The organism is Marivita sp. S2033 (assembly GCF_046592965.1).
Taxonomy (GTDB): Bacteria; Pseudomonadota; Alphaproteobacteria; order Rhodobacterales; family Rhodobacteraceae; genus Marivita.
Map to the genome: position 1 here is coordinate 94,345 of NZ_JBISBV010000007.1, position 17,200 is coordinate 111,544.

16 protein-coding genes are annotated in these 17,200 nt (G+C 60.4%); 14 read left to right on the forward strand and 2 right to left on the reverse strand.

Features of this window, described 5'->3' with window-relative positions:
* The first annotated feature begins 33 nt into the window (after nucleotides 1–33).
* Nucleotides 34–888, forward strand: a complete 855-nt coding sequence (locus tag ACGKZZ_RS13065; protein WP_411224016.1) for a sugar phosphate isomerase/epimerase family protein — start codon at nucleotides 34–36, stop codon at nucleotides 886–888.
* On the opposite strand, the gene ACGKZZ_RS13070 is transcribed toward ACGKZZ_RS13065, so the two are convergent.
* A complete protein-coding gene (locus tag ACGKZZ_RS13070) occupies nucleotides 870–1,940 on the reverse strand; it encodes an alkene reductase (protein WP_411224017.1) in 1,071 nt (356 codons plus the stop codon). The genes ACGKZZ_RS13065 and ACGKZZ_RS13070 overlap by 19 nt on opposite strands.
* Before the next feature lie 271 nt (nucleotides 1,941–2,211).
* On the opposite strand from ACGKZZ_RS13070, the gene ACGKZZ_RS13075 reads away from it, so the two are divergent.
* The 11 genes from ACGKZZ_RS13075 (at nucleotide 2,212) to ACGKZZ_RS13125 (ending at nucleotide 13,056) form a co-directional block, all read left to right on the forward strand.
* Complete coding sequence (locus ACGKZZ_RS13075) at nucleotides 2,212–3,090, forward strand: branched-chain amino acid ABC transporter permease (RefSeq protein WP_411224018.1); 879 nt, start codon at nucleotides 2,212–2,214, stop codon at nucleotides 3,088–3,090.
* 42 nt (nucleotides 3,091–3,132) lie between these two features.
* Nucleotides 3,133–4,911 (forward strand): ABC transporter permease subunit, encoded by a 1,779-nt coding sequence (locus ACGKZZ_RS13080; RefSeq protein WP_411224019.1) that lies wholly within the window; start codon nucleotides 3,133–3,135, stop codon nucleotides 4,909–4,911.
* Nucleotides 4,904–5,614, forward strand: a complete 711-nt coding sequence (locus tag ACGKZZ_RS13085) for an ABC transporter ATP-binding protein (protein ID WP_411224020.1) — start codon at nucleotides 4,904–4,906, stop codon at nucleotides 5,612–5,614. The genes ACGKZZ_RS13080 and ACGKZZ_RS13085 overlap by 8 nt, the downstream gene beginning before the upstream one ends.
* On the forward strand, nucleotides 5,611–6,120 hold the full coding sequence (locus ACGKZZ_RS13090; protein ID WP_411224021.1) for a thioesterase family protein: 510 nt from the start codon (nucleotides 5,611–5,613) through the stop codon (nucleotides 6,118–6,120). Before ACGKZZ_RS13085 ends, ACGKZZ_RS13090 begins: the two co-directional genes overlap by 4 nt.
* Nucleotides 6,121–6,184: 64 nt before the next feature.
* Entirely contained in the window at nucleotides 6,185–7,138 is a 954-nt protein-coding gene (locus ACGKZZ_RS13095; protein ID WP_411224022.1) for an aldo/keto reductase, read from the forward strand.
* A 76-nt stretch (nucleotides 7,139–7,214) separates the two neighbouring features.
* Nucleotides 7,215–8,111, forward strand: coding sequence for an enoyl-CoA hydratase (locus tag ACGKZZ_RS13100; RefSeq protein ID WP_411224023.1), 897 nt, complete (start codon nucleotides 7,215–7,217; stop codon nucleotides 8,109–8,111).
* 54 nt (nucleotides 8,112–8,165) lie between these two features.
* Nucleotides 8,166–9,329 carry an acyl-CoA dehydrogenase gene (locus tag ACGKZZ_RS13105; RefSeq protein WP_411224024.1) on the forward strand — a complete coding sequence of 388 codons (1,164 nt, stop codon included), beginning with the start codon at nucleotides 8,166–8,168 and terminating at the stop codon, nucleotides 9,327–9,329.
* A gap of 2 nt (nucleotides 9,330–9,331) precedes the next feature.
* A complete protein-coding gene (locus tag ACGKZZ_RS13110) occupies nucleotides 9,332–10,381 on the forward strand; it encodes an acyl-CoA dehydrogenase family protein (RefSeq protein WP_411224025.1) in 1,050 nt (349 codons plus the stop codon).
* Nucleotides 10,374–11,525 carry an acetyl-CoA C-acetyltransferase gene (locus ACGKZZ_RS13115; RefSeq protein ID WP_411224026.1) on the forward strand — a complete coding sequence of 384 codons (1,152 nt, stop codon included), beginning with the start codon at nucleotides 10,374–10,376 and terminating at the stop codon, nucleotides 11,523–11,525. The genes ACGKZZ_RS13110 and ACGKZZ_RS13115 overlap by 8 nt, the downstream gene beginning before the upstream one ends.
* A 3-nt stretch (nucleotides 11,526–11,528) precedes the next feature.
* A complete protein-coding gene (locus tag ACGKZZ_RS13120; protein ID WP_411224027.1) occupies nucleotides 11,529–12,128 on the forward strand; it encodes a gamma carbonic anhydrase family protein in 600 nt (199 codons plus the stop codon).
* Nucleotides 12,129–12,144: 16 nt separating this feature from the next.
* Entirely contained in the window at nucleotides 12,145–13,056 is a 912-nt protein-coding gene (locus ACGKZZ_RS13125; protein WP_411224028.1) for an SDR family oxidoreductase, read from the forward strand.
* Nucleotides 13,057–13,139: 83 nt separating this feature from the next.
* Here the strand turns inward: ACGKZZ_RS13125 and ACGKZZ_RS13130 are convergent, their stop codons facing one another.
* The gene (locus ACGKZZ_RS13130) at nucleotides 13,140–14,723 is read right to left on the reverse strand and encodes a FadD3 family acyl-CoA ligase (protein WP_411224029.1); all 1,584 of its coding nucleotides are present in this window, start codon (nucleotides 14,721–14,723) and stop codon (nucleotides 13,140–13,142) included.
* Between the two features lie 155 nt (nucleotides 14,724–14,878).
* Between ACGKZZ_RS13130 and ACGKZZ_RS13135 the strand changes: the two genes are divergently transcribed.
* Complete coding sequence (locus ACGKZZ_RS13135; RefSeq protein WP_411224030.1) at nucleotides 14,879–15,691, forward strand: SDR family oxidoreductase; 813 nt, start codon at nucleotides 14,879–14,881, stop codon at nucleotides 15,689–15,691.
* 98 nt (nucleotides 15,692–15,789) lie between these two features.
* Nucleotides 15,790–17,007: an ABC transporter substrate-binding protein gene (locus tag ACGKZZ_RS13140; protein ID WP_411224031.1), complete on the forward strand. Its 1,218-nt coding sequence runs from the start codon at nucleotides 15,790–15,792 to the stop codon at nucleotides 17,005–17,007.
* The last annotated feature ends 193 nt before the right edge of the window (nucleotides 17,008–17,200 follow it).

Here is a 17,200-nt window from a genome sequence, read left to right on the forward strand (position 1 = left end):
GCATATTTTGACATCACGACGGAAATTAGCATTATGACTATCTCGAACTCTCTCATTTGCACTTCACACACAATCAGCGGTGTCCTGCCCGGAACTGCCGAGCGAGCACGTCACAGCTTTTCGGAGCGCGTCACCGCTGCCGCCCATGCAGGATACACTGGAATGTGCTTGCACCTTCGCGACTATCGCACCCAGCGGGTTGCAGGTTTCCGCGACAAGGACATGGCGGCTTTGCTGCGCGATTACGGCATTCACGACATTTCACTGGAGTTTTTGACCAATTGGTTTGCCGACCAAGACGCCGCTGCCGAACAGGATGAAGCGACCGTTTACGACGCCGCTCGCGCGTTTGGCGCGCATTCCGTCAATGTTGGCGGCGATTTTCAGCACCGTGGTCTGCCGCCCGAACATATGCGAACCCGCTTTGCCGCACTCTGCGAACGCGCGGCACAACACGACTTGAAAGTCGCCTTGGAGATCGTACCGTTCAGCGATGTCGCCACGCTTGAGGCGGCGCTGTTTATCACGGACGGTATCGCCAACGCGGGTCTGGTCATCGACTGCTGGCACATGTTCCGTGGCGGCATCGCGCTGTCGGATCTGGCGCGGCTGCCCGGCGACCGGATCCTGTCGATACAGGTGAATGATGCGGATGCCGACATCAGCGGCTCGCTCGCGCAGGATACGCTGCGGCGCAAACCTTGCGGCGAAGGTGCGTTCGATCTGGACGGGTTCGTCGCTGCGCTGGAGGCCACCGGCACGTCCGCGCCGCTGAGCGTCGAGATCATATCGCCCGAATTTGCCGCCCTCGATCTGGCCGATGCTTGTCGCACGTCCATTCGCGGCGCGCAGGCAGTGTTGGCGCGCCGTCAGGTTGCGACGGGATAGTCGGTAAAGCCTTCGGGGCCCTTGGTATAGACACGGTCCTGATCGTAATCCGCCAACTCCACGCCCTGTCGCAGCCGCTCCACCAGATCCGGATTGCCAATGAAATCGCGCCCGAACGACACCGCGTCGGCCCCACCGCTGCGCAGAAACCCCGCCGCCTTGGCCGCTGTCAGATTACCATTCAGAATCAGCGGACCTTTCCAGCGGTCACGCGCCAGCTTGTAGTTGTCGACCTTGGGCGTCACGTTACGCACCAGATGCAGATAGCCCAACCCGAGCGTCGACGCCTGATCGAAAAGCGTGCCATAGGTCTCGGCCGGGTCTTCGTCGTCGATATCGTTGAACCCCAGTCCCGGCGATGTGCGCAAACCGACGCGGTCGAATCCGATTGCCTCACCCATCGCGGTCAGCACCTCGATACTGAACCGGACCCGGTTTTCGACGCTCCCGCCATACCGGTCGGTGCGTTTGTTGGTGTTGGTCGACAGGAATTGCATCGGCAGGTAACCACTTGACGCGTGCAGCTCGACCCCGTCGAGCCCGGCAGCGCGGGCATTCACGGCAGCCTGCCGGTATTCGTCGACCACTTGGGCAATTTCTTCGGTTTCCAGCGCACGTGGCGCGTCCATATCGACAAGACCCGAAGTATCGGTGAAGATCTTCCAGTTGGCCGTAATCGCGGACGGCGCGACGATCTCTGAATCGTCGTCCTTGTTGATCCGTGCCGCGATGCGGCCACAATGCATGAGCTGGACGACGATCCGCCCGTTGCGCGCGTGCACGGCGTCGGCAACCGCGCCCCACCCTTCGATCTGTTCGGGCGAATAAATCCCCGGAGTGCGACAGTATCCCTTGCCCGCGGGACTGGGCTGCACACCTTCGGTCACGATCAATCCGGCATCCGCGCGCTGGCTGTAATACTCGGCGTGAAGTGCGGTCGGACAATCCCCCGCGCCTGCCCGGCTGCGCGTCATCGGTGACATCACGATACGGTTGCGCATATCAAACGCGCCAAGGCGAACCGGCTCGAAAAGCTCTTTGATGTCCTGCATGCCGCGCTCCGCTCCGTACGTGGTTTACCTCATTCCCTGCTGCTTACCCAAGGCCTGGCACGGCTGCATCGTCCGTCTGGTCTAGACGACGGGCGCGGCGAAAAACACCACCCAGACGCGCTGAAATTCAAGGGGCGGCACGTCGCTTAGTCCTTTTGGCCGATGCCGGGTCTGACCAGCCTGTGACTGTAACCGGTGAAGGGTCTTGGTGAAAACTTGGCTCGCGGTGTCCCAAGATCAGGCGCCAGGACAGGGAGAGGATAAAAGGCAGATGCTGAGTGAAATACTGATCATTGTCGTGCGCGGGATCGCCATCGGGTCGATCTTTGCGATGATCGCGATGAGCTTCAACATCGTCCACGGGGCGACGGGCATTCTCAATTTTGCACAGGGCAACATGCTTGTCCTTGGCGCATTCGGCGCGTTCTTCCTTGCGAACGGCGCTTCGCTTGGCGTGTGGTTGCCGATGCTTCTTGTGACGGGTGTGATCATCGCGGCGGTGCTGGCCTTTCAGGGGTGGCTTACGCTGATACCGCTGCGATCATCGGTAGAACAGGATTCGTGGATCATCTCGACAGTGGCCGTGTCGGTGATCGTCGGCGCGCTTATCATGATCTACCAAGGGCCGTTCGCCTATAATGTCAAAGGCCCCGCGCCTTATTTCCGGGTTCTGGGCGTGCGCACACCGGGGGCCTATGGGCTGGCGATCGGATGCATGGTGTTCTGGTTCTTCGCGATGCGGTTTTTCTCGCGCAAGACGTTTATCGGCCTTGCCATCTCTGCGTTGTCGCAGGATTTCGATGCCGCGCGGGCCGCAGGACTTCCGGTACGCCGGTTGCAGCTGATCGCCTTTGCGATTTCGGGTTTGATGATCGGCACCGCCGGTTTTCTGGTGGCACCGGTTATCTCGGTCAGCGCGGATGCGGGGCTGCGTTATGTTTTGAACGGTTTTGTCGCTGCAGTCGTTGGCGGGATCGGGTCCAATCTCGGCACGCTGATCGGCGGGCCACTGGTTGGCGTGGTTGCCATGCTGACCGCCTACAAGATCGGCGGTGCCTATCAGGATCTTGCCTCACTCTTGGTGCTGGTCGGCATCTTGATGTTGCGCCCGCAAGGATTGTTCGGTCGCACATCGGCGCGGCGTGTATAAAGGGCGGATGCAACAGTGAATACAGCACCGAACACCTCAACCATGCAAACACCTGCGGAGGCTCCACCCGCAGGTGGCAAGCCCCGTTTCAATTCGGATCTGTCGCAGGTCTGGATCGGCATTGCCCTGATCGCGATCACGGGCTTCGGCCCATCGCTGATCGGCAACAGCTATTGGGTCCATACCTTTCAACTGGTGAACATCTATATCGCCGTGTCGATCTTTCAGAACTTCCTGTTCGTGGATGCAGGGCAGAAATCCTTTGGTCAGGGGGTGATTCTCGGGCTTGGGGCCTATGTCACAGCGATTTTCTTTGGCCTGCACGAGTATACATTCCTCGCCGCCTCCATGTTTGGGCTTTTGGCCGCAACCCTTGGTGGGCTTTTGTTTGCCCTGCCCGCGCTGCGCGTACAGTATTTCCACCTTGGTTTTGTCACCCTCTCAGCGGCCATCGTTTTTCCGCAGTTGCTGATGTCGCTGGACAACTGGACCAATGGGATCAACGGTATTCTGGTCAAGCTTCCTTGGTGGCATGAGGAATGGGCCTTTGGTCTGTCCCCCCTGACAATTGCAGTGGCTCTCTATCCGATGCTGGCACTTGGCATTCACTATGGGATTCGGCGTTCACGCCTTGGCCGCCAGATGCGCGTCGCCGCGGTCAGCCCGGAAGCCGCGCGCACCTTGGGTATCAAACCGGGTGTCATGCGCTTTCTGGCCTTTATCATCGCGGCGATCGGCACGGGTATCGCGGGCATCCTGTTTCTGCCTACGGTGGGCTTTGTCAGCCCGCAGGGCTTCAACGTCGAGCTGTCCTTTGTCTTTTTCTTTGCCGTCGTCGTCGGTGGCCGCGGGCAAATGCTTGGCCCGATCATCGGCATCTGGATCGTCTTCATTCTGCCGAACATCGCTCTGGCCTCGTTTGTGGAATACCGCCTGCTGATCTACGGCGTGCTGACATTGGCCACCGTGATGCTGTTTCCCGACGGGATTGTCGGATCGGTGGAACGCTGGCGGCTGAAGCGCGGCGTGTCGGGGCGCGGTGAGCAATCGTTCCGCATTGATGCCTTCCTTGAGGAACTCAAGGGTCAGGACGGGTTTGAACCCACCGACCAGATCGCGATTGAACTGAAAGGCGCGACCAAGCGTTTCGGAGCGGTTGTCGCTGTCGATCATGTCGACCTCAAAGTCCGAAAAGGGGAAATCCACGGACTGATCGGGGCCAACGGGTCTGGCAAAACCAGCCTGCTGAACATCCTCTCGGGGCTGTCGCGCGTCAATGAAGGGTCGTTCTTCATCAATGGTCGCGATGCGACACGTCTGTCCGCAGACAGGATCGCTAATCTTGGACTCGGGCGTACGTTCCAAACGCCGCGCATCTTCCCGATGTTCTCGCTTTGGGAAAACCTGAAGGTCGGGGAAGACGCCCGCACCGGCAAGGCCAGCCCTGAAATCCGCGCCCTGTCTAAGGCGTTGGAAGCCGAGTTTGCACAAGACAATGCCGAGTTGTTGTCGCACGGGCAGCGGCGCTTGGCTGAAGTGATGCGGTCCATGTTGAAAGAGGCGGAAATCGTCTTGTTTGACGAACCCGCTGCCGGTCTGTCGAGTAGCGAGCGCAAGAACTTTGCCAAGCTGGTGCGCTTCTTGTCGCGTCAGTTGGGCAAGACCGTGATCCTTGTGGAACACGATCTGGATCTTGTCTGGGACGTTGCCGATACGATCACGGTGATGGAACAGGGTGCCATCGTTGCGGCGGGCGACCCGCAAACCATTGCCCTCGATCCGGCAGTCCAACACATGTTCGTAGGAGGCCGAGGTGCTTGACGTCAAAAATCTGTATGCCGGATACGGTATCGTGCCGGTGATCGAGGATGTGACGCTATCGGTCAAAGCAGGTGAAATCCTGCTGATCGGTGGTGAAAACGGGGCCGGAAAATCCACGCTGATGGGTGCCATCGCCGGTTTCAACAAACCGACGGCAGGCGAAGTGTTGCTGGAAGGGCAACCGCTGCAGGGTCTTGCACCGGAAAAGATTGCCAAATCCGGCCTGCGGCTGGTTCTGGACGGCCACCGGGTGTTTCCCGAATTGTCGGTCTATGACAACCTGCGCATGGGGGCTGCCGCGCGGCGCGGTGACCGAACTGGGCTGAGTGCCGCCATCGACGAAATCTACGAAGTGTTCCCGATCCTCAAGGAAAAACACCGCGCCTATGCGCGCGACCTGTCGGGCGGTCAGCAACAGATGCTGGCACTGGGTCAGGCGTTTGTTGCACAGCCAAAGGTCTTGCTGTGCGACGAACCCTCGATGGGTCTGGCACAGGCGCTTTTGCCGCCGATCCTGTCGTTCCTGCGCCGCTGGGCGGAAACCGGGACCGCCGTCGTGATCGTTGAACAACACTTGCAGGTCACGGCCCCCTACGCCGACCGCGCGATGATCATTGAACGCGGCACGGTCAAGTTCGAATGCCCCGCCGCCGAGTTGGAAAATCGGCTTAAAACGATGGAAACGCCGGAAGGGGCCGCATGACCATTTCCGATCCTCGGGCCGGACGCGACTATTTCGTTTCTTTCCGTGGATCGGTCGCGGACGAATGGATCGACGTCAACGGCCACATGAACGTGTCGTGGTATGACCACGTCTTTGACACGGCGGAGTCACTATTCTTCGAAGAGTTTGCCATTGACGACGCCTATATCCGCCGGACCGGTTACAGCTTTTTTCGGCTCGAACGGTTGGTGCGCTACGAACGCGAGGTGATGCCCGCCGACCCGATCGAAGTCCGCTCCCGCGTGCTTTGGTCGGACATGCGTCGGGTGCATCATGTCCATGAGCTTTGGGTGACGGGCAAGGAAAAGCGTTGCGCAACCTCTGACGCCGTCTCGATCCATGTCGATCTGCGCACCCGCCGCCCCGCGGTCATGGACCTGCCCGAGGTCGTCGACCCGTTTCGCCGGTTGCTGGAGGCCCACACCGCAGCCCCGCCGCCAGAGGGTTTGCCAAAACGGATCAACGGGCGTCTTGCCACAGGGTGACAGCGCGCCCTTGCAAGACATCATAAAGCGAAAACGACCGGATTGATCATCTAAGGAGAAAACCATGCAAACGCGCCAGCTTGGACATTCGGGGCTTGAGGTGTCTGTCGTCGGGTTAGGCTGCAACAACTTTGGCGGCATGATCAAATCGCTGGACACTGATGGCGCACGCGCGGTCGTGGATGCGGCGATTGATGCGGGCATCACGCTGTTTGACACCTCGGATTCCTATGGGGTCGACGGCGGGTCTGAAACGACACTGGGGCAGGTTCTGGGCAAGCGGCGCAAGGACATCGTGCTGGCGACCAAATTCGCGTCCCCGATGAACCGCGACAAAAGCACCCGCTATGACGGATCGCGCGGTTATATCATGTCTGCGGTCGAAAACAGCCTGCGACGCCTGAACACCGATTACATAGATCTCTATCAATATCACTTTCCCGATCCCAAAACCCCGATCGAGGAAACCATGCGCGCGCTTGATGATCTGGTCCGTCAGGGCAAGGTGCGCTATCTGGGCTGCTCTAATCTGGCCCCATGGCAAATGGTCGATGCCAACTGGACCGCGCGGCATTTCGGGTTGGACCGTTTGCTGTCGACACAGGCCGAATACAGCCTGCTGGCGCGCGACGCCAAGGCAGACCTGTTTCCCGCGATAAAGGCGGCGGGCATGACGTTGTTGCCGTATTTCCCATTGGCCAGCGGTCTTTTGACCGGAAAATACCGCAAGGGGCAGCCCCTGCCCGACGACACAAGGATGGCCCTCCCCTACTTTCAGGCCGGGTTGACCGAGGACCGCCTTGACGTCGTGGAACAGCTGATCACGTTTTGCGAAACGCGCGGCCACACACTTTTGGAATTGGCGTTTTCATGGCTGCTGGCGGAACCCATCGTCAGCAGCGTGATCGCAGGGGCCACCCGGCCCGAACAGGTGACGGCCAACGCCGCGGCCTCTGGCTGGATGCTGTCGCACGATGATCTGGCAGAGCTGGACAACATCCTGCAACCGGTGGCGTGACGGACGTTAGTCTTTTTGGACGATTGCCCTGCCATCCCCCTCGCCTAGAACAGTCACAGCAAGGAAAGGTCCAGATATGAGCGATCTCGTCGCGCCCAAGCAGGCAGACATCACCTATGAAACCGGCGAACCTGTCCTCTACGAGGCCGAGGGCCAGATCGCACGGATCACCCTGAACCGGCCCAGCTTTCACAATGCTCAAAACTCGCAGATGACCTATGCGCTTGATGATGCGTTCAAACGGGCCGTCGATGACGATGGCATCAAGGTCATCATCCTGAAAGCCGCAGGCAAACACTTCTCTGCCGGGCATGATATCGGAACGCCCGGCCGAGATGTCGACAAAAGCTGGGACCGGCGGCTGATGCAGTCGGACCATGTGACCAAACCGGCGGCAGAGTTTCTTTATACCCGCGAACACGAGGTCTATCTGGGCATGTGCCGCCGCTGGCGAGACATTCCCAAACCCACCATCGCGCAGGTGCAGGGCGCCTGCGTGGCTGGCGGACTCATGCTGGCCTGGGTCTGTGATTTCATCATCGCATCCGACGATGCGTTTTTTCAGGACCCGGTCATTCGCATGGGTATTCCCGGCGTCGAGTATTTCGCGCACGGCTTTGAACTTCCACCGCGCATCGCCAAGGAATTTCTGCTCTTGGGCGAACGGATGCCCGCAGCGCGTGCCGAACAGTTTGGCATGGTCAACCGCGTCGTGCCGCGTGACGGGCTGGACGCGGCCGCGACAGAAATGGCTGAAAAACTGGCCGGATTTCCGCGCCTTGGTTTGTGGCTGGGCAAACAGGCCATCAATCAGGTCGAAGATTTGCGCGGCAAGCGGTCGGCGATGGACGCGCATTACCACATTCACCACTTCGCCCATGCGCAGAACGATCTGACCACCGGTGACCGGCTGGGCGGTCAGGACGCAAAATCAATGGCCGCGGCAAATAAAAAACAGGCCGGCTCCGACTGACCGGCCCGCAACCACAGCGCAGAGACGCGTGGTCGACAATGGGATCATCACGACATGGATTTGACCTACACGCCGCAACAGGTTGCCTTTCGCAAAGAGGTGCGGACTTGGATGGAGCAGAACGTTCCGTCCGCCCCCCTGCCCTCGTTCGATTCCAGCCGCGAAGGGTTCGAGGCACACAGGGATTGGGAAAAGGTGCTGCACAAGGGCCGCTGGGGCATGGTCACATGGCCTGAAAGCTACGGCGGACGCGGACTTGACCTGATCCAGTGGCTGATCTTTGAGGAAGAATACTATCGCGCGGGCGCGCCGTTGCGCGTCAACCAGAACGGCATTTTCCTGCTCGGGCCGACCCTGATGGAATACGGCACCGAGTACCAAAAATCGCGGTTCCTGACGGCCATGGCGTCGGGCGATGAGGTCTGGGCGCAAGCGTGGTCCGAACCGCAGGCGGGCAGCGATCTTGCCGCGGTGCGCGCAACTGCAAAGCGGGACGGTGATGACTATGTCCTGAAAGGCCACAAAATCTGGTCGTCGCGTGCGGTTTTTGCCGATTGGGCCTTTGGCCTGTTTCGGACAGACCCGCAGTCGGAACGCCACAAGGGACTGTCGCTCATTTTCTTTCCGCTGGATGCGCCGGGCGTCAAAATCCAGCCCATCGCACAAATCGACGGCGAAACCGGTTTCGCAGAACTGTTCCTTGATGACGTGCGCGTTCCCGCCTTCAACCGTCTGGGTGAAGAGGGTGAAGGCTGGCGCATCTGCATGGCAACCGCCGGGTTCGAGCGCGGTCTGATGCTGCGATCACCGGCACGGTTTCAAGTCACCGCGCAAAAGCTGGTGGCGCTTTACCTGGCGCACCAGGACGAGGTTGAACCGTCGGTGCGTGACGCGGTGATGCAGGCATGGATGGATGCCGAAGCCTATGCCTTTTCGATTTACCAGACCGCATCGCGCCTGATCGCCGGCGGGTCCATCGGGGCAGAAGCCAGCACCAACAAGATTTTCTGGTCGGAAATGGACATCGCGACACACAAAACAGCGCTTTCGATCCTTGGAGCGCGCAGCGAACTTTTGCGCAGCGCCCCAGATGCAGGCGATATCGGGCGCTGGCTCGACGGGTATTTCTTTTCGCTGGCCGGGCCGATTTACGCAGGCTCCAACGAGGTTCAACGCAACATCATCGCCGAGCGCATGCTTGGCCTGCCACGGGTTTGATCATGGAATTTCATTTCAGCGAAGAGCAGGACATGACCGCGGATGTGATCCGCAACCTGCTGGCCAAACTGTGCACACCTTCCGATCTGCGCCGGTTGATGGCCGCGGGAACGCCGCGTGACGATGCCCGCTGGCAAAGCATCGTCGAAATGGGTCTGAGTGGCGCATTGGTGCCGGAAAGCGCGGGTGGCCTGGGTCTGGGACCGGCAGATTTCATCCGCGCCGCAGAGGCCTGCGGCTATGCTGCGCTGCCTGAACCTTTGGTTGAAAACACCGCCGTTGCGCTGCCTTTGCTGGCCCAAGCGGCACCCGACGCCGCCGAGCTTGCCCGCGCGCTGGACGGCGAAATCACCGTCGCTGTCGGCCATCCCGCCAATCCGTTTGTTGCCGACGCCGATACCGCCGGCGCGATCCTGATGCCGCATGACGGCGCGCTTTATCTGGTCGATCCTGACAACGCCACGCTGGTTGCACAGCCCAGCATCGACCCGTTCCGTCGCCTGTCCTCCGTCGGTTTTGATCCCGCAGACGCGCGCCTTTTGACCAGCGATGCGCAACCGCTTCTGGACCGCGCACTGGATCGCGGCGCGGTGTTTGCAGCCGCGCAACTGGCCGGTATGGCGCAGGCTTGCGTCGATCTGGCTGTGGACTACGCCAAGGAACGCAAACAGTTCGGAAAGCCGATCGGATCCTATCAGGCGGTCAAGCACCAGTTGGCCAGCGCACAGGTCAAAATCGAATTTGCGCGCCCTGTGGTCTATGCGGCCGCCGCCGCCCTTCCACAACACGACGATTTTTCACGTGCCCGCGTAAGCCATGCCAAAATTGCCGCCGCCAGTGCCGCCGATCTGGCAGCGCGCACCGCGATTCAGGTGCATGGTGCCATGGGGTATTCCTGGGAAGTCGACGTGCATTTTTTCCTCAAACGCGCCATCGCGCTGGAAAATGCCTGGGGTACGCCCGCGTTTCATCGCTCACGGGTGGCGCACCGCGTGCTGACGCACCCCCTTGGGCCGGACCATACATTTGCAAAGGAACAGTCCGATGCCTGAAGCCTATATCGTCGATGCCATCCGCACTCCGGTCGGACGCAAGAAAGGCGCGCTGGCCGACATGCATTCCGCCGATCTGGGCGCTGTGCCGATCAAGGCCCTGATGGAGCGGACAGGCATTGATCCGAGCGCGGTGGATGATGTGGTCTACGGCTGTTGCGATACCATCGGCAGTCAGGCTGGCGATATTGCACGGACCTGCTGGCTTGTTGCCGGTTTGCCGCTACATGTGCCGGGCGTCACGGTCGACCGGCAATGCGGGTCGTCGCAACAAGCGGTGCATTTTGCCGCCATGGGCGTGATGAGCGGTGTTCAGGATCTGGTCGTCGCCGGCGGCGTGCAGAATATGAACGCGATTCCGATATCCGCCGCAATGTTCGCAGGCCAGCAATACGGGTTTCCCGATCCCTTCAGCACCTCGCCCGGATGGAAAGCACGTTTTGGCGACCAGCCGGTCAACCAGTTTCTGTCGGCAGAGATGATCGCGAAAAAGTGGAACTGCACCCGCGCGGAAATGGAAGAATTCGCGCTTGCCAGCCATGACCGCGCCATTGCCGCCATGGACGCCGGATTCTTCACCAACGAGATCGCGCCCATCGGAGAGTTGAGCGCAGACGAAACGCCACGCCGCGGCACCACGCTGGAAAAAATGGCAGAGCTGAACCCCCTGATGGAGGACGGACGCATCACAGCCGCAGTCGCCAGCCAGACATGCGACGCGGCCGCCGCCCTGCTGATCGCGTCAGATGCCGCGATCAAGGCGCATAACCTTACCCCGCGTGCGCGTATCCATCACATGACGGTGCGGGCCAAAGATCCGGTCTGGATGCTGACCGCGCCCATTCCCGCCACCCGCCACGCGCTGGAAAAGACCGGCCTGACGGTAGAGGATATCGACCTTTTTGAATGCAATGAGGCGTTTGCATCCGTTCCGATGGCTTGGATGCGCGAGCTTGGTATTCCGCATGACAAGGTCAATGTGAACGGCGGCGCAATCGCGCTTGGCCATCCCATCGGTGCCACCGGTGCCCGCCTGATGACAACGCTTTTGAACGAATTGGAGCGGCGCAAGGGCCGTTATGCGTTGCAAACGATGTGCGAAGGCGGCGGGCAGGCCAATGTCACCATCATCGAAAGGCTTTAAGCGATGCCCTGTTACGCGTTCGAAGGTCTCGTGCCCGTAGTCGATCCGACCACATTCCTGCACCCGACCGCCTCTGTGATTGGCGACGTCACCATTGGCCCGCGGTGCTATATCGGGCCGGGTGCGTCACTGCGCGGCGACTTTGGCCGGATCACCATCGAAGGCGACAGCAGCATTCAGGACAACTGCACCATGCACACCGGATCTGGGTCCGATTGCATCGTGCGGCGCGGCGCAACAATCGGGCACGGGGTGATCCTGCACGGGTGCGATGTGGGTGTGAACGCGCTGATCGGCATGAACAGCGTTGTGCTGGATGGAGCCGAGATCGGCGAGGACAGCCTTGTTGCGGCGCTGAGCTTGGTCAAGAACGACGCGCAGTTCGAACCCGCAAGCCTGATCGCAGGCAATCCCGCACGGTTCATCCGCGCCCTAGACCCGGCCGCGATCGGCTGGCGCAACAACGGCGACGGTGAATACCAAAGACTGGCCGACCGGTCCCGCGCGGCCCTTGTGGAATGCACACCGCTTTCCCAGCCCGAGGACGGACGGCGGCGCAATGCCGGTCAGGCCCGTGCCGTGCGGCTGGCCAAAAATACTTGAAACAGGAGAACCGGACATGAGCAGCGGAATTTGCAAGGATCGCGTCGTCATCATCAGTGGCGCGGGGCGCGGTCTGGGCCGTGCCTATGCGCTGGGGCTTGCGGCAGAGGGCGCCAAGATCATCGTGAACGATCTGGGTGTGGGAACGCACGGTGATGAAACCGGCGAACAACCGGCGCATCAGGTCGTGGAGGAAATCCGCGCGATGGGCGGTGAGGCGATTGCCAACCTTGACGACGTCACCGATTTCGACGCGGCCGGGGGAATGGTGCGCACCGCCATCGACACCTTCGGCGATCTGCACTGCGTGATCAACAACGCCGGTTTTGTACGCGACCGCATGTTTGTGTCGTGTTCGCCCGAGGAATGGGACGCTGTCTTGCGCGTTCACTTGCGCGGCCATTTCTGCATCAGCCGCCACGCTGCGGATCATTGGCGCGCGCAGTCCAAGGCGGGGCAAAAGGTCGATGCGCGGATCATCAATACGTCTTCGGGCGCCGGTTTGCAGGGAAGCGTCGGGCAAAGCGCCTATAGTGCGGCCAAGGCCGGGATTGCGGCTTTGACACTGGTGCAGGCGGCGGAACTGGGGCGCTATGGCGTCACGGCCAACGCTCTGGCGCCCAACGCCCGCACCCGAATGACCGAAACCGCCTTTGCCGAAATGATGCAGGCAAAAGAAGGCAGCTTTGACATTTTCGACCCCGACAATTCGGCACCGCTGCTGGCGTGGCTGTGCAGCACGGCCTCCGCCGAAGTGACCGGTCAGGTGTTCGAACTTCTCGGGGGAAACATCCGGATTTGCGAAGGTTGGACCGACGGCCCCGAATTCGACAAGGGAAGCCGCTGGGACGCCGTATCCATCGGCGGGAAAATCACCGAGTTGCTGGCCCAACGCAATCCGGCCAAGCCGGTTTACGGGGCAAAATAACTCCAGCCCAAGTTCTAACCTGATGATCCAGGGCAGGCCCAACGCCTGCCCTATTTGCTGTCAGAGCGTGTTCTTTGAATGCTTCAGGCGATCCCTGCCAGTTTTCGAAGCTCGTCCTTGACCACCTTGCCCTGCGCGCTGGTGGGCAGCGCGTCCAGAAACACAACGCTGCGCGGCACCTTGAAGTTGGCGATATTCTCGCGCGACCAGGCAATCAGTTCGGCCTCGGTGATATGCGCGCCGGGGCGCAGCACGACAAAGGCCTTGCCGACTTCGCCCAACCGGTCGTCCGGTACGCCGATCACGGCGATCTGGCCCACCGCGTCATGGGCGCTGAGAAACCGCTCGATTTCCGCCGGATAGCAGTTAAAGCCGCCCGTGATGAACAAATCCTTCACGCGGTCCTCGATGCGCAGGTTTCCATCGCTGTCGAAATACCCGATATCCCCCGTCGACAACCAGCCATCTGCGTCAATGGTCTTGGCTGTCGCTTCGGGATTTTCGAAATAGCCCTTCATGGTCAGATATCCGCGGATCACGATCTCTCCCGGTGCGCCATCGGGCAGGAATGCACCCTCGGGTGATCTGATGCGGATCTCGGTGTCGGGCATCGGTTTGCCTGCGGTGTTGGCGATGACTTCGGCGGTATCATCGGCAAAGCACATGGTGCCGTAACCGCCGCATTCGGTCAGGCCATAGCCATTGCAGACGCCCGCAAACCCCAGTTCGGACCGCATCCGCCGGATCAATGTCGCAGGCACGACAGACCCGCCGGTCAGGCCCAGACGCAGGCTGGAGGTGTCGAATTTCGCCAGATCGGGATTTTGCAACATGCCGTGAAAAATCGCTGGCGGGCCGGGAATAACAGAAATCTTGTCACGCGCGACACGCTCCAGAATTTCGGCGGGATCAAATGTAAGATGCGGCATCATGACCGCGCCGCGCATCAGCGAAACGATCGCGCCCGAGCGATAGCCGAAAGCATGGAAAAACGGCGGAATGACCAGAATCCGGTCACCGCGCCGGATACCGACGCGCGTGGCCCAGGCATCAATCGCACGCAGGCATTGGCGGTGGGCATACATCACGCCCTTGGGGTATCCGGTGGTTCCCGACGTGAACAACGTGTCACAAAGATCATCCGGCCCGATGCTGGCTGTACGTGTATCCAGCGCCGCCTCATCCACGGTGTCTGCCCGTTTCAGGAAGGTTTCCCATCCGGTCTCGCCCTCGGCCGCGTCATCAAAAACGACCAGATCACGCAATGGCGCCCGCTGTTCCGCGCTCAGCATCCCAGGGTAATAGCGGTCAAGGAAATTGCCCGTCGACATCATCATCGTCGCTTTGGACCGCAGGATCAATTCACCCACCTCGGCCCCGCGAAACCGCGTCGAACAGGGCACCAGAACGCCGCCTGCGCTGACCAGCCCCATCGCGGTGGCAAACCACTTCCAGCTGTTCGGCGCCCAGATCATCACCTTGTCGCCCTTTTCGATCCCGCTGGCGATGAAGGCCCGCGCGATGCGGCGGCGCAGCGCGTCAAATTCGACGAAGCTCAACGTGACTTCACCGTCCTCAATGGCGGTATCATGACCGTAAGTCTGTGCAGTCCATTCGCAAAGGGCGGGAATCGTCGTAAAGTCTTCAGGTGCGAGTTGTGCGGTCATATGCTGCCTGTTCCTTGCCATCCGGGCCGCGAATGAACCCTGTCCTGACTTTGAAAAACTAGAGCGGAGCACGCCGCACCACATCGTCCGAAAAGACGAATTGCATATGGTATTCTTCCGCTAAACACGAAGACGCAGGCCTGCGCGCATAGACAATGATGGAGTTCGCTTTGCCCCAATCCAATTCCTATCTGCCGTCGATGGACGGGCAGACCGTCATCGTGACAGGCGGAACAAAGGGTATCGGTCGCCATATTGCGACAGCGTTTCTTGAGGCCGGTGCCAATGTCGCGGTTTGTGCCCGCACCCAGCCCGACACACTGCCCGAAAGCCGCGGACGTCAGGCGACTTTCCATCAATGTGACGTGCGTGATGCACAATCGTGCCGCGATCTTGTTGATGCGGTCGGTGCGGCACATGGCCGGGTCGACGTGTTGGTCAACAATGCAGGCGGCTCGCCACCCGCAGACGCCGCAACCGTATCGCCCCGCTTTTCCGAAGCGATCATCGCATTGAACCTGACCGGCCCGCTGCATCTGTGTCAGGCGGCCCATACCTGGATGGTCAAGCAGGACACAGGCGGGTCCATCGTCAATATCGCCAGCGTCGCCGGGCAACGTCCGGCCCCCACCACTGCCGCTTACGGCGCTGCCAAGGCGGGATTGCTAAGCCTGACGGGATCGCTGGCGCAGGAGTGGGGGCCGAAAGTGCGCGTGAACGCAATTGTCGCGGGGCTGATGGAAACCGAACAGACCGAACTCAGCTATGGATCGCAACAGGCCCAGGACGAACTGGCCGCCGCATTGCCCATGCAGCGAATGGGGCGCGGCCAAGACATTGCCGCAGCCGCACTTTATCTGGCGTCCCCGATGGCGCTCTTTATAAGCGGCGCGACGCTTGAAGTGCATGGCGGCGGTGAACCGCCCCTTTTCCTGGACATCATGCGCCGCCACACCGCTCCGGCGTGATCTCCAAAATCACCGTGCACGTCGTGATCTAGTCTGAATGAGTGATGCCGGAACCGTCCGCCCCGGCTTTGCTGATTTCATCAGAGGAGGATCACCACATGACGAAACCAGAACTTTCCCGCAGAACAGCACTTACGCTGACTGCATCCGTAACCGCGCTGTCGATGCTTGGCACCGCGACATTCGCACAAGATGACACCATAAAAATGGGCGGCATCATGTCGCTGACAGGGGGCGGTGCATCCATCGGCATCAACGCAAAACTCGCCTGGGAAATGGCCGTTGAAGAGATCAACGAAAGCGGCGGCATCCTGGGAAAGCAGGTCGAGCTTATTATGGCCGACACGATGACCGATCCGACACATGGCGTCAGCGAAGCGCGCCGGCTGATCGAAAACGAAGGTGTGTCGCTGTTGGTGGGTCCGGCCACCAGTCAGGAAACCATCCCGATTACGGCGGTTTCGTCCGAAAAGCAGATCGTGCAGCTTTCGACGGCCGCGTCAACAGAGCTGACGCCTGAATTCGCACCCTACCATTTCTCGGATTCGGTAACGGGCGTGAACCAGATGCAGGCCAACATCGACTATGCCATCGACGTGCTGGGCGCGACGAAACTGGGCCTGATTTCCGACAACGGCGGCATGTCCAAGGCGGCAATCAGCGATATCCTGAACTACATGAAAACCCGCGACATCGAGCCGGTGATCGTGCAGGAATTTGCGTTCCGCACCGAAGACATGACGCCACAGCTGTTCTCGATGCGCAGCGCCGGGACCGATGCGATTCTCCTGATCAACTCGATTGGCGACGATTCACGCAAACTTTTGGAAAACCGTCTGGATATCGGTTGGGACGTTCCGGTTCTGGCAAACCAGACAATGACCAACTATGCCGTCGGCAATGCCGAGCTTTTGGGAGAGGAAGCCTTTGAGGGCGTGATGAGCACACAGTTCGTCGGCATGACATATTGCCCCGGCGACGCGGTCGGCGAATCGCCATTTGCCAAATTTTCGGTCCGCGCCAACGAGCGTATCGACAATCTTGACCGGATGGGCGGCGCTCCGGCGTTGAACCCCTACTACATCCAGCCGCTGATTCTGGCGGCCGCTGCCAATGGCGCCGGCACGCTTGATGGGACGGCGATCCGCGACTGGCTTCAAGAGAATGCCGACCAGATCGAAGTCCAGACAGGAGCCTTGTCGGCCAGTGCAACGAACCACTTCCTGCCTGCGCCGGAGTCCATTGTGGTGGTCAAGAACCCCTACATTCTGCGCGAGGATGGTCTCGTCGAGCGCGCCGATTGCAACGACTCGTAAAACACCAGTTTTGTCGAACGCGCTCCTCCCCTGCGTTCTTCAATAACGAAGGCCCCGCCGATCTGGCGGGGCCTTTTTTGTATCCCCCAGAGATGGCGATTCTCCCCCCGCGCCTGCACCGCGTCCTGCAGAGCAGGAATGCCGTTGCACGCCCTGCCGGGATGCTCTGTAGGGCAAATTGCGATGACAACGC

What these genes read in the sequence shown, in the direction of transcription:
- ACGKZZ_RS13095 (WP_411224022.1), top strand. Translation starts at nt 6,185, where the DNA reads ATGCAAACGCGCCAGCTTGGACATTCGGGGCTTGAGGTGTCTGTCGTC.
- ACGKZZ_RS13135 (WP_411224030.1), top strand. Translation starts at nt 14,879, where the DNA reads ATGATGGAGTTCGCTTTGCCCCAATCCAATTCCTATCTGCCGTCGATG.
- ACGKZZ_RS13070 (WP_411224017.1), bottom strand. Translation starts at nt 1,940, where the DNA reads ATGCAGGACATCAAAGAGCTTTTCGAGCCGGTTCGCCTTGGCGCGTTT.
- ACGKZZ_RS13105 (WP_411224024.1), top strand. Translation starts at nt 8,166, where the DNA reads ATGGATTTGACCTACACGCCGCAACAGGTTGCCTTTCGCAAAGAGGTG.
- ACGKZZ_RS13130 (WP_411224029.1), bottom strand. Translation starts at nt 14,723, where the DNA reads ATGACCGCACAACTCGCACCTGAAGACTTTACGACGATTCCCGCCCTT.
- ACGKZZ_RS13140 (WP_411224031.1), top strand. Translation starts at nt 15,790, where the DNA reads ATGACGAAACCAGAACTTTCCCGCAGAACAGCACTTACGCTGACTGCA.
- ACGKZZ_RS13075 (WP_411224018.1), top strand. Translation starts at nt 2,212, where the DNA reads ATGCTGAGTGAAATACTGATCATTGTCGTGCGCGGGATCGCCATCGGG.
- ACGKZZ_RS13115 (WP_411224026.1), top strand. Translation starts at nt 10,374, where the DNA reads ATGCCTGAAGCCTATATCGTCGATGCCATCCGCACTCCGGTCGGACGC.
- ACGKZZ_RS13080 (WP_411224019.1), top strand. Translation starts at nt 3,133, where the DNA reads ATGCAAACACCTGCGGAGGCTCCACCCGCAGGTGGCAAGCCCCGTTTC.
- ACGKZZ_RS13125 (WP_411224028.1), top strand. Translation starts at nt 12,145, where the DNA reads ATGAGCAGCGGAATTTGCAAGGATCGCGTCGTCATCATCAGTGGCGCG.
- ACGKZZ_RS13100 (WP_411224023.1), top strand. Translation starts at nt 7,215, where the DNA reads ATGAGCGATCTCGTCGCGCCCAAGCAGGCAGACATCACCTATGAAACC.
- ACGKZZ_RS13120 (WP_411224027.1), top strand. Translation starts at nt 11,529, where the DNA reads ATGCCCTGTTACGCGTTCGAAGGTCTCGTGCCCGTAGTCGATCCGACC.
- ACGKZZ_RS13110 (WP_411224025.1), top strand. Translation starts at nt 9,332, where the DNA reads ATGGAATTTCATTTCAGCGAAGAGCAGGACATGACCGCGGATGTGATC.
- ACGKZZ_RS13090 (WP_411224021.1), top strand. Translation starts at nt 5,611, where the DNA reads ATGACCATTTCCGATCCTCGGGCCGGACGCGACTATTTCGTTTCTTTC.
- ACGKZZ_RS13065 (WP_411224016.1), top strand. Translation starts at nt 34, where the DNA reads ATGACTATCTCGAACTCTCTCATTTGCACTTCACACACAATCAGCGGT.